The sequence below is a fragment of the Streptomyces hundungensis genome, assembly GCF_003627815.1.
In the GTDB taxonomy this organism is placed as follows: domain Bacteria; phylum Actinomycetota; class Actinomycetes; order Streptomycetales; family Streptomycetaceae; genus Streptomyces; species Streptomyces hundungensis_A.
This window is the reverse complement of the sequence record NZ_CP032698.1, coordinates 1,621,869-1,635,050: the sequence shown is the minus strand read 5'-3', so window position 1 is coordinate 1,635,050 and position 13,182 is coordinate 1,621,869. Positions and strand designations below refer to the sequence as shown.

At 71.5% G+C, this 13,182-nt stretch carries 8 protein-coding genes; 2 read left to right on the top strand and 6 right to left on the bottom strand.

What is annotated here, in order from left to right:
* Window positions 1-200: 200 nt before the first annotated feature.
* The 6 genes from DWB77_RS07330 to DWB77_RS07305 all read right to left on the bottom strand — a co-directional run bounded on the left by DWB77_RS07330 (window position 201) and on the right by DWB77_RS07305 (window position 10,556).
* On the bottom strand, window positions 201-1,619 hold the full coding sequence (locus DWB77_RS07330) for a M1 family metallopeptidase (protein WP_120720477.1): 1,419 nt from the start codon (window positions 1,617-1,619) through the stop codon (window positions 201-203).
* A complete protein-coding gene (locus DWB77_RS07325) occupies window positions 1,616-5,557 on the bottom strand; it encodes a Pls/PosA family non-ribosomal peptide synthetase (protein ID WP_120720476.1) in 3,942 nt (1,313 codons plus the stop codon). The genes DWB77_RS07330 and DWB77_RS07325 overlap by 4 nt, the downstream gene beginning before the upstream one ends.
* Before the next feature lie 165 nt (window positions 5,558-5,722).
* On the bottom strand, window positions 5,723-6,931 hold the full coding sequence (locus DWB77_RS07320) for a helix-turn-helix domain-containing protein (protein WP_120720475.1): 1,209 nt from the start codon (window positions 6,929-6,931) through the stop codon (window positions 5,723-5,725).
* A gap of 228 nt (window positions 6,932-7,159) precedes the next feature.
* Entirely contained in the window at window positions 7,160-8,107 is a 948-nt protein-coding gene (locus tag DWB77_RS07315; protein WP_120720474.1) for a hypothetical protein, read from the bottom strand.
* Window positions 8,108-8,264: 157 nt separating this feature from the next.
* A complete protein-coding gene (locus DWB77_RS07310; protein ID WP_120720473.1) occupies window positions 8,265-9,755 on the bottom strand; it encodes a DUF6801 domain-containing protein in 1,491 nt (496 codons plus the stop codon).
* Window positions 9,756-9,923: 168 nt separating this feature from the next.
* Complete coding sequence (locus tag DWB77_RS07305; protein ID WP_120720472.1) at window positions 9,924-10,556, bottom strand: hypothetical protein; 633 nt, start codon at window positions 10,554-10,556, stop codon at window positions 9,924-9,926.
* An 808-nt stretch (window positions 10,557-11,364) separates the two neighbouring features.
* Between DWB77_RS07305 and DWB77_RS07300 the strand changes: the two genes are divergently transcribed.
* Together DWB77_RS07300 and DWB77_RS07295 are read left to right on the top strand one after the other, a co-directional pair.
* A complete protein-coding gene (locus tag DWB77_RS07300; protein ID WP_120720471.1) occupies window positions 11,365-12,348 on the top strand; it encodes an ABC transporter ATP-binding protein in 984 nt (327 codons plus the stop codon).
* Complete coding sequence (locus DWB77_RS07295) at window positions 12,345-13,181, top strand: MlaE family ABC transporter permease (RefSeq protein ID WP_246033445.1); 837 nt, start codon at window positions 12,345-12,347, stop codon at window positions 13,179-13,181. Before DWB77_RS07300 ends, DWB77_RS07295 begins: the two co-directional genes overlap by 4 nt.
* The last annotated feature ends 1 nt before the right edge of the window (window position 13,182 follow it).

The following is a 13,182-nucleotide window of genomic DNA, read 5'->3' as shown; positions in this document are numbered from 1 at the left end:
CCCCCAACTCCTGTGAAATCGACCGGTAACAGCCAAGCGCACAGTAAGGGGTGGCCTGGGGGACCCGGCAAGGCCCCCTCATCGGAGAAATAGGGACATAGAGGCGCATCGGGGTCCTGTGGCCGGAAAGGTTTGTATACGACGACAGGGTGCCCAGAGCGCTCCCGGACGATGGCACGAGCCCAGCCCGGAGAGCGCTCTCAGTCGGCGATGCGCGTCGGTAAGTCGGGCAGCTTCTTGTCGTAGAGCCAGGCATGGAGCAGCGGCCGCAGGCTCTCCTGCGACGTGGTCTCGGCGTGGGCGATGAAGGCGGTGGTGTCGCCGATCCGGCCGCGCCGCGCCGCGTGCCAGCCGCGCAGCACCGCGAAGAACCGCTCGTCGCCCAGGGTCAGACGCAGCGCGTGCAGGGTGCAGGCGCCCCGGGTGTAGAGCCGGTCGTCGAAGATGCGGCGCGGGCCCGGCTCGGCGAGCCGCAGGTTCTGGCCGCGCCGGGCGAGGCTCTGCCACTCACGGCGGGCGATCTCGTCGGCGCCGTCCTCGCCGATGTGTTCCGACCACAGCCACTCGGCGTATGTCGCGAAGCCCTCGTTGAGCCAGATGTGCCGCCACTCGCGGATGCCCACGCTGTTGCCGAACCACTGGTGCGCCAACTCGTGGGCCACCAGCGTCTCCCAGCCGCGCCGCCCGTCGATGTGGTTGCGGCCGAACACCGAACGCGTCTGGTTCTCGACGGGCGCCGAGAGGTCGGCGTCCACGACCACCGCTCCGTACGCCTCGAACGGGTAGGGCCCGAACAGTTCCGAGAAGTGCCGCAGCATGTCGGGCTGGCGGCCCAGGTCGTAGCGGGCCGCCTCGGCGATGCGGGAGGGGTAGGCGTTGTGCACCGGGATCGCCGCGGCACCCGGCGGTCCGGGTGCGAGCGCGCTGTCGTGCTGGAAGCGGCCGGTGTAGAGCGCGGCGAGATAGGTGGCCATGGGGCCGGGGTGGTGGTACGTCCACACATCGGTGGCGCCCTCGCTGCGGCACTCGGTGAGCGTCCCGTTCGCCAGCGCCTGCCGGTCGCGCGGCACCGTGACCCGGAAGGTGTACGCGGCCTTGTCGTCGGGCCGGTCGTTGCACGGGAACCAGGACGGCGCTCCCAGCGGCTGGGAGGCGACCAGGGTGCCGTCGTGGCTGTCGCCGGTGTGGTCCCAGCCGATGCTCCCGAACGGAGAACGGATCGGGCCGGGCCGCCCCGCGTACCGCACCTTCGCCGTGAACACCGCGCCGGGAGGCAGCACTTGACTGGGCGTCACATACAACTTGCCCTGGCGTTGGCGGATGCGGGCGGCCCTGCCGTCGACGTGCGCCGACTGGACGCTGAGCTTGGACAGGTCCAACTCGATCCGCTCCAGGGGCCGCAGGGCGACGGCCTGGATCAGCGCCGTGCCATCGAGGCGGCCACTGGCCGAGTCGTAGCTGATCCGCAGGTCGTAGGCGAGGGTGTCGTGCCCGTACGAGCCGTGCTGCGGGAAGTATCGGTCCCGGCGGGCGGCCGTCTCGTCCTGCGTCACGGAGATCGTGCCGAGCGCGGACAGGGCGGCCACCCGCACCAGCGAGCGCCGACTGCACCGGATCACGCCGCGCTCCCTTCCCGCGCCGCATCCTGATGTGCCGTCAACGTGGGTTGCTGGACCGGCTGTTGGGCGCTCGCGGGTGTGGTCTGCTCACCCGCGATGGGGTTGCCCGCCCAGCGGGTGTCCGGGGGCACGCTCTCCCCGCGCATCACGAGGGACGCGGCCCCCACCGAGGCGCGGGCGCCGACATCGGTGCCGGGCAGCGCGATGCTGTGCGGGCCCAGCGACGCGCCCTCGGCGAGCCGTACGGTGTCCAGGCGCATGATGCGGTCGTGGAAGAGATGGGTCTGCAACACACACCCGCGATTGACGCTCGCCCCGTCCCCGACGGTGACCAGATCGGTCTCGGGCAGCCAGTACGTCTCCAGCCACACCCCGCGCCCGATGCGCGCGCCCAGGCTGCGCAACCACCAGTTGAGGACCGGCGTGCCGGTGAACGAACCCGCCATCCACGGCACGGCCAGCGACTCGACGAAGGTGTCGTACAGCTCGTTGCGCCACACGAAGGACGACCACAACGGATGCTCGCCCGGCACGAAACGGCCGACCAGCACCCACTTCGCCGCGGTCGCGACCAGGCCCGCCACCGCGGCGGCCACGACGAGCAGCCCGGTGCCGGCCAGCGCCGCGAACGCGAGCCCACCCCGGTTGAGAGCGCTCTGCTCGCCGATCAGAAGGGCCTGCGCCAGCACCACCGAGCACATCAACGGCACCACCCGGCACAGCTCGACCGCGGCCCGGGCCAGCACGAGTCGGCGCGGAGGGTCGAAGGTGCGGCCGGGGTCGACGGTGGCCGCGACCCGGGGCAGCGGAAGCGCGGGGCGCCCGAGCCAGGAGCTGCCCGGCTCGCTGTGCGCGGGAGCGTCACAGAGCACGCCGATCAGGGCGCCGTCGGGCACCCGGCGGTCCGGGCCGACGATGCCGGAGTTGCCGACGAAGGCCTTGCGGCCCACGGACGCCGTCCCCAACCGCAGCCAGCCGCCCCGCACTTCGAAGGGCGCCACCAGCGTGTCGTCGGCGAGGAACGCGCCGTCCTCCACGGTCAGGAGCGAGGGCAGCGGCAGCACCGTGGAGATCTCGGCGCGCCGGCCCACCGAGGCGCCCAGCATCCGCAGCCACACCGGGGTCGCCAGGCTCGCGTACAGCGGGAAGAAGCTGCCGCGGGCGCCGCTGAGCAGCCGGGTCACCAGCCAGGCGCGCCAGGCGACGCCGCCGCACACCGGATGGAACCCGGGCACAAGGCCCCGGCCGAGGACGCGGACCAGGGCGGCGAGCGTCAGCATCGAGGTGAGCGTGGTGACCACGGTGATGGGGGGCGCCGCCAGGAACAGCCTGAGGGCGACCGCGGAGAGCGTGTCGCAGGACCGCACCAGGTAGTAGACCCCGATGAGCGCGGGCGCCGCGGCGACTAGGCTCAGCAGCGGCAGCACGGTGAGGGAGAGCGCGTACGCCGCCGCCCAGCGCTGAGAGCGCTCCCGGCGGGGTTCGGGCCAGCCCGTCCCGGCGACGCGCTCGTACGCCTCGGCCGGGCGGGCCGGTGAGCCGACCCAGCGCCGGCCCGGCGGGACCTGCCCGTCCAGGCAGGCGCCGGGCTCAAGTTCGGCGTGGGCGCCGAGGACCGCGCCGGGCATCAGGGTGCTGCGGTGGCCTACGCGGGCGCCGTCCCCGATGTGCACGGCGCCGATGTGCAGCGTCGCGCCGTCCAGCCACCACCCGCTGATGTCGGCCTCCGGTTCCACGCTCGCGCCCGGGCCGATGGTGGCGAGCCCGGTGACCGGCGGCATGGCGTGCAGGGTCACGTTCCGTGCGACCCGGCAGCCCAGGGAGAGCGCGTACAGACGAGCCCAGGGCGTGCCGAGCAGGGAGGGCACGCCGAACGCGGCGACGACGCGTTCGGCCGTCCACAGCCGCAGATGGACACGGCCGCCACGCGGGTACGCGCCCGGCGCCATACCCCACGTCAGCAGGCGGGCCGCCGCGCCGCCGATGACGAAGCGGGCCGGGGCGCTCATCAGGACGACCGTGCCGATCAGCACGAACCACCAGGACACGTGCGGCGCCCAGGCCTGCGGCGCGAGCCATCCCAGGATGTTGTCGAGCGTCGCGAGCCCGAGCAGCCCGCGCAGCCCCGAAATCCCGAACAGCACGGTGGTGACGAGGAGTTGGACCACACCCGCGGCGCGCGGCACGGGCCGCACGGTCCGCGCCTCGGTGGCGGGACCGTCGAGGGATTCGAGGTGCTGGGCCATGTCGCGCAGGACGGGTCGGCGGTAGAGGTCGGCGACGGACACCCCGGGGTAGTGCTCGCGCAGCTCCGAGGCGAGCTTGGCCGCGCTCAGGCTGGAGCCGCCGAGCGCGAAGAAGTCGCTGTCCGCTTCGGGGCGCACCCCCAGCATCCGCTCCCACGTCCCGGCCAGCCGGGCCACGGTGGAGCCGGGCCGGAGCCCGTCGCCGGCGGGGCCGCGCTGGGACGGCAGCGGCCACGGCAGGGCGTCCCGGTCGACCTTGCCCGAGGTGCGCGTGGGTAGTTCGCCCACCTCGACGAGGAGCGGTACGAGCGCTGCCGGAAGCCGCTGGGCCAAGAAGGCGCGGGCCTGGCCGGCGTGGAAGCCGCTTGCGTCGGGGACCACATAGCCGACCAGGATCTGGCCGCCCGCGGGGGTGCCGCGCACCGCGCCCGCTGCGGCGCGCACGCCTGGAAGCGCTCTCAACATGGCGTCGATCTCGCCGAGTTCGATGCGCCGACCGCCCACCTTCACCTGGTCGTCGGCGCGGCCGAGATGGACGAGGCCGGCCGCGTCGGCGCGTACCAGATCGCCGGTGCGATAGGCGCGGCGCGTCTCAAGGAGTGCCAGCGGGGCGAACCGTTCGGCGTCCTTGGCGCCGTCCAGATAACGGGCCGTGCCCACGCCGGCGATGACGAGTTCGCCCTCCGCGCCGTACGGGACGGGCCGGCCGGACGGATCGAGGACCGCCAACTCCCAGCCGGCCAGCGGGAGTCCGATGCGTACCGGCTCGCCGGGCAGCATGCGCGCGGCGGTCGCGACGACGGTCGTCTCGGTGGGGCCGTAGGTGTTCCACATCTCGCGGCCCTTGACCGCGAACCGGTCCGCGAGGGCGCCGGGGCAGGCCTCCCCGCCGACGATCAGAAGCCGCACCTCGTCGAGCGCCTCGTCCGGCCAGAGCGCCGCGAGGGTGGGGACCGTGGACACCACCGTGATGCGGCGCTCGACGAGCCAGGGGCCGAGTTCGTGCCCCGCCCGCACCAGGGAGCGCGGCGCCGGAACCAGGCAGCCACCGTGGCGCCAGGCCAGCCACATCTCCTCGCAGGAGGCGTCGAAGGCGACCGAGAGACCGGCCAGTACCCGGTCGCCCGGCCCCAACGGCCGCTCGTGCAGGAAGAGTTGGGCCTCCGCGTCGACGAAGGCGGCGGCCGAGCGGTGGGTGACCGCCACGCCCTTGGGCAGGCCCGTGGAGCCGGAGGTGAAGATGATCCAGGCGTCGTCGTCGGGCAGGGCGGGCCGCCAGCGGGCCGCGAGGGGCGCCGCGGGCCCCGGCAGTATCCGCCCGTCGGCCTCGATCACGGCGCACACCCCCGCCTCGGCGAAGACGGTCGCCGCGCGCTCCTTGGGATCGTCCGCGTCGACGGGCACATAGGCCGCGCCGCACAACAGGACCGACAGGATCGCGAGATACAGGTCGCAGGTGCCGGACGGGATCCGGACGCCGACCCGGTCGCCCGGGCCGATGCCGTGGCGGGTGAGCCGCACGGCGCGTTCGGTGATCCGGTCGCACAGCTCCTGGTAGGTGAGCCGCTCGCCGCCCGCGTCGAGTGCGGGCGCGTCCGGATGGGCGGCCGCGGTGGCGTCCAGTACGTCGAGCAGGGTGCGGGGGTGCGGGGCGGCGGAGCCCCGGAAGACAGCCGGCAGATGCGAAGACATGGGGTATGCCTCTGGCGTAGTGCGGGTGGTACGGACATCCTTCGGACATCCGCCCACTCAGACGGGCATATCCCGCGGCGGGTTCGCACCTACCGGGGTACTTGACGATATTTATCCGTTGTTTTCGAAGTGATTCGGATGATTATGGCGCCGATCGGGGCAAGTTCAGGGCTGTTCCCGGTGGCCGAGGTCCCTTGCGCGTAGCACTAGTTCGGTGGCGAACCGGTGTTCGGGATCGGTGAGGCGGTCGCCGAAGATGGACTCCAGGGTGCGCATGCGATAGCGCACCGTCTGCGGGTGCACATCGAGGAGTTGACCCATGTGGGCGGCGGTGCCCCGGGTCGCCAGCCAGGTCCGCAGGGTCTCGATCAGCCGGTCGCGGCGGCCGGGCGTGAGCGCGTCCAGCGGGGCGAGTTCGCGCCGGCCGAGGTGTTCGAGGAGAGCGGGATCGGAGCGTAACCACAGGGTGACGAGGTGGTCCTCGCAGTACAGCGTCCCCCGGTCGCTTTCGATGACGCCGGAGGCGGCGAGTTCGAGGACCTGTCGGGCCCAGCGCAGCGAATCGGACGCCCCGCCGATGGGGACCTCCAGGCCCACCGCGGCCCAGGAGCCGTGCAGGGCCGCGTCCAGCATCCGTCTTCGCACCTCGTCGACCGGGCCCGGCACCAGGAGGTGGGGAAGCGGCTCGCCCGGATCGGCCAGGACATCGTTGTCCAGAGCCGCACGCGTCAGGCCGCCACCGGATCGGAGCGCGACCAGCGTGACCCGCTCGGGCAGCGCCCAGCGGGCCCGTTCCGCCAGCTCCGCGATGGCCGCGCGCGGCACCGGGGAGCCGGCCAGGATCAGATGCAGCAGCCGGCGCCGCAGTGCGTCCGAACGCTCCCCGGAGAAGGACGTGACCTCCAGATATCCCTCCCGTGAGAGCGCTTCCAGCTCCTCGACATAGGTGAACAGCGCGTCCGCGAAGCTGAGCATCAGGGCGGGCGAGAGGTTGTAGCGCCGGCCGATCTTCTTGGCGCGCCGCAGCGCCACCCGCGCGCCGAGCCGGTAGGCGCCCTGGAGGGTCTCCAGGCTGCGGCCCTCGTACGCCTCGAACCGGCCGAAGCGCCGGCACATCTCGTCGCGCAGCGTCGACGGCGCGCTCGGGGAGGCGACCTGGTCGACGAAGACGGTGAGGTTCTGCTCCACGCCGACCCGGATCGCCTCGCCGTAGGGGCCTTCGAGCAGCCGGGCGTACTCGGGGTAGGCGCGGGTGACCTCCGCGCCGATCTCCTTGAGTAAACCCGGAAGCTCGGGGCGCATGATCGCGGCGAACTCCTGTGGGAGCGGTCCCAACGGCTCCTGGGTGTCCGGTGATTGCGCGGCTGTGGGCATCTCACTCCCCTTGCACTACGGCGCCCCGGCGGGGGGAGGGCCGATGGAGAAAGCGCTCCCACCGACCGACAGGTGCGTACCTTTCGCGGACTGCTGAACCTAGAACAACTCCCTTGCCACGGACAACACTTGGGGCGGCGTTCGATTCCAGGTGCATCGGTTGTCGGCCGATTCCGGACCGGCCCGCCGAGGGCGTGGCCGGCCCGGGCCGGGGAGCTGAGGCGACGGCTACCGCACCGCCGAGTGCCAGTACTCCGAGAGCAGTTTGCCGTTGTTCGGGACGACCGTGCCGGGGGCCCGCAGACCGGCCAGATAGGTCGAGGCGTTGTCGAGTACGACGCTGTTGTGGCCGGCCGCCGAGGGCAGGCCGGTCTTGAGGTTGACGGCCCAGTCGAGCATCCCGCCGAGCCCGCAACCGCTTGCACCGGGCACCGCGAACGTGGTGTCCGTCTGGCTCGCGTTGATCAGGCTGAGCCGGTTCATGACCCCCGCGGTGTTGGCCGTCCCGTTGCCGTCGAAGCGCTGGATGCCGAGGGTCGGCGCGGTGATGTTCTGCGGGCGCAGCACGACCGGGTGGGCCGCGGAGCCGATGTAGCAGGCGCTCCCGAGCAGCGGGTTCTGGAGGTGGATGCGGACCGGGATGGCGATGATCGGCTGCCCGGAGGTGGCGCCCGCGGTGAGGTTGAAGTCGCTGGGCGTACCGGCCGATTCGACGGTGGCGACCACCCGGTTGAGGGTGGCGTTGGTGATCCCCCGGCAGATGTCACTGATGACGGGGATGTCGCTCGGGCACATCAGGCCCAGCAGGCCGCCCGGGATGTCGGCGGAGTCCGCGATCAGCGCGCCACCGGCCGGGGCGACCAGGGTGGGCGCCCCCGTGGCGTGCTGCACCACGCCGAGCTGGAGGTCACTGGCGCCCGTGACGACCTCGGTGGTGCCGAGTTTGATGGAGCCGCTCGCCGCGTGGGAGGCGATGCACTGCACGATGTCGATGCGTCCGTCGGCGGCCAGCATCACCGGCGCGTCCACGGGGCAACGGGTGAACGGCGACCAGTCGCCGTTGAGTTGGGGGGCCGCCTGGGCGTCGGCGGAGGCCGGGCCGACGGCCGCCAAGGCGGTCAGGGCCGTGCAGGTGGCCAGCAGTCCCGCGCGCAGCCGGATGGATACGGATCTCATGGGATCGTCCCCTCTTGAACGTCTCGACGCACGACGTCCGGTACGGAAATGAGTGGATGCGGCAACGCCCTTGTGAGGTAAGGGAGTTGGCTGAATAGCGGTGCGGTGGTGCTGGTCGGCGTGGTGGCTCGTACCCCGGTGCGCACCCCGGGCGTGCTCACCGCAGGGGCGCCGGAATGGTCGTCGGCTGTTTGTCGGCGGTGCACAGCATCGCGGGGTCGTCCGGAATGCCGGACGCGCATGGCGCTCCCTGGTTCTGCTTGACCGTGTTGACGGGCCCGGACACCGACGCGGTGAACAGCGGGCTGAGGTCCTCGCCCACCCCGCAGCCGGTGAACGCGGGGATGGTCACCGAACCGTCGAGCGGTCCGCCCCGGGACAGCGAGTACCCGCGCCAGACCGTGTCCGTGCCCTTCTTTAGCACCCCGAGCATCACCATGTGGTCCTTGGTGTTCCGGGCCGGATCGGGGTCCGGGGAGTAAAGCGGCGCGCTGGTACGGCAGTTGGGGCCGACGTCCAGGGGGGTCCCGTTGACCGACACGTCGGAGATCCGCAGCACCAGCGGGATCCTGATGTACGTCTCGCCGTGCCCCGCCGTGTTGTTGAGGTCGGAGTCGATGGTCATGGGGCCGGTCTGCTCCAGGGTCATCGTGGCGGTGGTCGGCATGAACCCGAAGGTGAGGAACGTCGCCGGCCCGGGCGGGGTCTGGGCGCGGCCGCGATAGTCGAGCCGGCCCGTCGAGGACTGGAGCAGATGGAGCTCGAAGACGCCCGGCCTGACCTCGATCCGCTTGATCCGGTTGAGCCCCTGGACCACCTGGGTGCAGAAGACGGGGATCAGCGAGGCGTTGCCCATCTTGGTGACGTCGGCATACCCGGTGGCGTACGCCGAGAGCGCGAGCGGCTGGGTGGTGTCGCCGCGGCACTCCGGCGCGGCGGCGGCCCGCGCCGCACCCCGCGCCGGGGGAGCGAGGACGGTGGGAGCGCTCTCAGCCGGGCGGTGGGAGCCGTCGGCCCCGGGCCCCGTGGCCGAGGCGCCGGGGGTGGGCGCGGTCGGGGAGACCGCCGGGCCGACCGGCACGGTGGCGAGCAGGCCCTTGCCGCCCGGGGTGAGGGTGCAGGGCACCGAGAGCGTGGCCGGGGCGGTGGCGCCGCCTTCGGTGGTGACCGGATGGAAGTCGAGGGTGAGGCCCGCGGCCGTGAGGGTGAGGGCGCCGGGGCTGTTCGCGGTGACGGTGGGGACCTCGCCGGTCGCCCTGAGCACGACACCGCCCGTCGGGGTGAGCGGCACGGACGGCGCGGCGCCCTGCCACAGCGCGGTCGCGGTGGCGCCGTTCTGGGCGACCTCGGTGGTCAGCTTGGTGGTGGCGCCGGTCGTGGCGGCCCGGAGCTTGGTGAGCTCGGCGACCGCGGCGTCGGGCAGCGTCACGGAGGTCGTCACCTCGGTGGGCCGGATGGCGGCGCCGGTCGCGGTCCGGGCCGGGAACCGGGCCCCGATCCCCACCTTCACCGGGTGCGGGCCGGCCGGGAAGGCGCAGGTGTAGGTGAGTTCGGTGCTGGTGCGCTGCTCGCCGAGGGCCACGTCCGCGCCGGGCACGATCCCGGCCAGGACCACGGTGGCCACGGCGAGCGCCCCCCGCGTGCCCACGCTCCGCCACCGGCCGGCCGGTCGGGGAGTCCTTGTCACGTCGCGTTCAGCTCCACTGGCTCAGCTCCTCGAAGCGTCCGGCGCCGGGTGCGCCGCGGCTGGGGGACCGCCCGGTCTTCGGGGTGGCTGGCCGGGCGGCCCGGGGGAGTTGCGATGTGCCATGCGGTGCTACGAGCCGACGATGGTGGGGTGCGTGCTGGTGCCGCTCACCACCGCGTAGTAGTCGCCGTTGAACGACGGGTGGTCGCCCGCGGACACCACGCCCGCGCAGCCCGCCGTCGGAGCGGAGACCGTCAGTTCGGTCGGGTTGGCGGCGACCGCGAGGTCACCGGTGGAGTTGGTGTACGTACCGTGCGCGGTGCCGGTGACCGTGAACGCGCAAGTCGACACGGTGACACGGGCGTTGACGCCCGAGATGTACCCTTGCGACACCCCGGTGGCCGCGTTGTAACCGGTCACGTTCAGCGTCCAGGGGGTGTTGGCGACGGTGTCGACCGCGCCGAGGAAGCTGGTGCACGGCTCACCGGTTCTGCCGAAGTGCACCGGGTTGATGGTGCCGACCGCCGCCGGGTTGCCGGTGGCGCTGTGCAGGGAGCCACCCGCGTCGGAGTAGGTGCACGTCATGTCGATGCCGTTGATGGACAGTACGACATTGCTCGACTTGGCGGTGAAGTTCTCGGGCGAGTTGGGGCCGACGACCCAGTGGGTGGGTACCGCGGCCAGGGCGGGCGCGGTCGCCAGGGTGAACGCCGCCGTCGCGGCGCCGCATATCAGCGCCAGCTTTCCTAGGGTGCTTCGCACAGTAATTCCTCCGGTTTCACCAGCTACGGGTACGGATTCGGCCACGTACGATCCGTGACGATGCGGACGTTACTTGCGAGAAACATCGGCGCACAATCCTGCCGTTCAAGATTGTGCCGAGCCGGGTTCTTCCTTGTGCCCACGATGAGCAACCGGCCGGTTTTTCTTGTCGATCCGTGCGCAATACCGCCGGCTTCACCCGGCGCTTCGTGCCGATGTTCCCAGTTCTCTCCGCATAACCGTCCGGTCCTGCACCGGTTACCTGTGAAACCCATCAACAGGTGACAAGTTCTGTGAATGAAGCACTCCTTGGGTGACAAGTTGGCGACGGCCGGGTGCGGGCTCGCGGAAACTTCTGGAACTGGTATTGCAGAGCGAGGTTACCCGGCCGTAGCGTCCGGTGTGCGGTCGGTCCGGGCAGCTCAGGCACCATCCGGTCCGCCGATGTCCAGGCTCTCGTCCGAGCGGTCTTCGGCCGTGAGCCGCAGGGACGAAGTACCCGACCACCCCTGCCGGTCGGGCCCGGGCTCTTCCCGGGGCGGGGGCGCCGCGGTTCACCTCCCCCCGGCCGCGGCGGCCCCCGTTCTTGAGCACCACCGCCGCAATGCCGCTCGTGAGCACCACCGCCGTACTGCTCCATTGTTGCGCAGTCGTCCGCCAGGCCGACTCGGGAAATTGTCAACGAGTGACAACCGCAAGGGATTTCATCGATGGGGACGTCCGGGATCTTGTTTCGGCGTCATCAGGCACCTTACCGTGCGCCCCTCGGTGCTCTCGCGTCACTACGTATGTGCCTGCTGGAGGTGGGATGGGAATTGAAGTCGTGGTCGAAGGCCTGACCAAGTCCTTCGGCAAGCAGAACATCTGGCAGGACGTCACCCTCACCCTTCCGGCCGGTGAAGTCAGCGTCATGCTCGGCCCCTCCGGCACCGGAAAGACGGTCTTCCTCAAATCGCTCATCGGGCTGCTCAAGCCGGAACGCGGCCGGGTGCTCATCAACGGCGTCGACATGGTGAGCAGCCCCGAACGGGACATCTACGAGACCCGGAAACTCTTCGGTCTCATGTTCCAGGACGGCGCGTTGTTCGGCTCGATGTCCCTCTTCGACAACATCGCCTTCCCGCTGCGCGAGCACACCCGCAAGAAGGAGTGGGAGATCCGCCGCATCGTCATGGAACGGGTCGACATGGTCGGTCTGCTCGGCGCCGAGGAGAAGCTGCCCGGCGAGATCTCCGGAGGCATGCGCAAACGCGCCGGGCTCGCCCGCGCCCTGGTCCTGGACCCGCAGATCATCCTCTGCGACGAGCCGGACTCGGGGCTCGACCCGGTGCGCACCGCGTTCATCTCCCAGTTGCTCATCGACCTGAACGCGCAGATCGACGCGACGATGCTGATCGTCACCCACAACCTCGACATCGCGGCGACCGTCCCCGACAACATGGGCATGCTCTTTCGCCGCAACCTCGTCACCTTCGGGCCGCGTGAGGTGTTGCTGACGAGCCAGGAGCCGGTCGTCGCCCAGTTCCTGAGCGGACGCCGCGAGGGGCCGATCGGCATGTCCGAGGAGAAGGACGCCGCCACCCTCGCCAAGGAACAGCTCAACTCGCCCCAGGGGCAGGGCCTTTCACCCCGTCCTCTCGTCGCCCAGCTGGAGCCCTCGCCGGGGCTGCCCGCCCGGCGGGCGGTGCTGCGCCGCAAGCTCCGGGTGATGGGCATGCTCGACTCGCTACCCCCCGCGGCCCGCCGCGCCGTCGAGCAGGGCATGGCGCCCGCCCAGGAGGCAAGGCCATGACGGCGGAGGCCGAGAGAGCCCCCCACCCCACGCCGCCCCCACCGGTACGCGGGCCCCGAAGGCCCGTGCCCGGCCTCGGCGCGTTCCGCCAGACCGGCCGCCTCTTCTCGCTGGCCGCCGCGGTCATCCGCGCGGTCTTCCAACGGCCCTTTCAGGTACGCGAGTTCATCGAGCAGTTCTGGTTCATCGCCGGCGTCACCATCCTTCCCGCGGCCCTGGTCTCCATCCCGTTCGGCGCCGTCATCGCCCTTCAGGTCGGCTCGCTCACCCAGCAACTCGGCGCCCAGTCCTTCACCGGCGGCGCCAGCGTCCTCGCCGTCATCCAGCAGGCCAGCCCGCTGATCGTGGCCCTGCTCATCGCGGGCGCCGGCGGCTCCGCGATCTGCGCCGACCTCGGCTCCCGTACGATCCGGGAGGAGCTGGACGCCATGGAGGTCATGGGTGTCTCACCCGTCCAGCGGCTCGTCGTACCACGGGTGTTGGCGACCATGTTCGTCGCCGTCCTGCTCAACGGGATGGTCTCCGTCGTCGGCACGCTCGGCGGCTACTTCTTCAACGTCATCCTCCAGGGCGGCACACCCGGCGCCTACCTCTCCAGCTTCTCCGCCCTGGCCCAGCTCCCCGACCTGTACGTCAGCGAGATCAAGGCGCTGATCTTCGGGTTCATCGCCGGGATCGTCGCCGCCTACCGCGGACTGAACCCGCGCGGCGGCCCCAAGGGCGTCGGTGACGCGGTCAACCAGTCCGTCGTCATCACCTTCCTGCTGCTTTTCTTCGTGAACATGGTGCTCACCGGGATCTATCTCCAGATCGTCCCCCCGAAGGGCGGCTGAC

What these genes read in the sequence shown, in the direction of transcription:
- DWB77_RS07325 (WP_120720476.1), bottom strand. Translation starts at nt 5,557, where the DNA reads ATGTCTTCGCATCTGCCGGCTGTCTTCCGGGGCTCCGCCGCCCCGCAC.
- DWB77_RS07320 (WP_120720475.1), bottom strand. Translation starts at nt 6,931, where the DNA reads ATGCCCACAGCCGCGCAATCACCGGACACCCAGGAGCCGTTGGGACCG.
- DWB77_RS07315 (WP_120720474.1), bottom strand. Translation starts at nt 8,107, where the DNA reads ATGAGATCCGTATCCATCCGGCTGCGCGCGGGACTGCTGGCCACCTGC.
- DWB77_RS07300 (WP_120720471.1), top strand. Translation starts at nt 11,365, where the DNA reads ATGGGAATTGAAGTCGTGGTCGAAGGCCTGACCAAGTCCTTCGGCAAG.
- DWB77_RS07295 (WP_246033445.1), top strand. Translation starts at nt 12,345, where the DNA reads ATGACGGCGGAGGCCGAGAGAGCCCCCCACCCCACGCCGCCCCCACCG.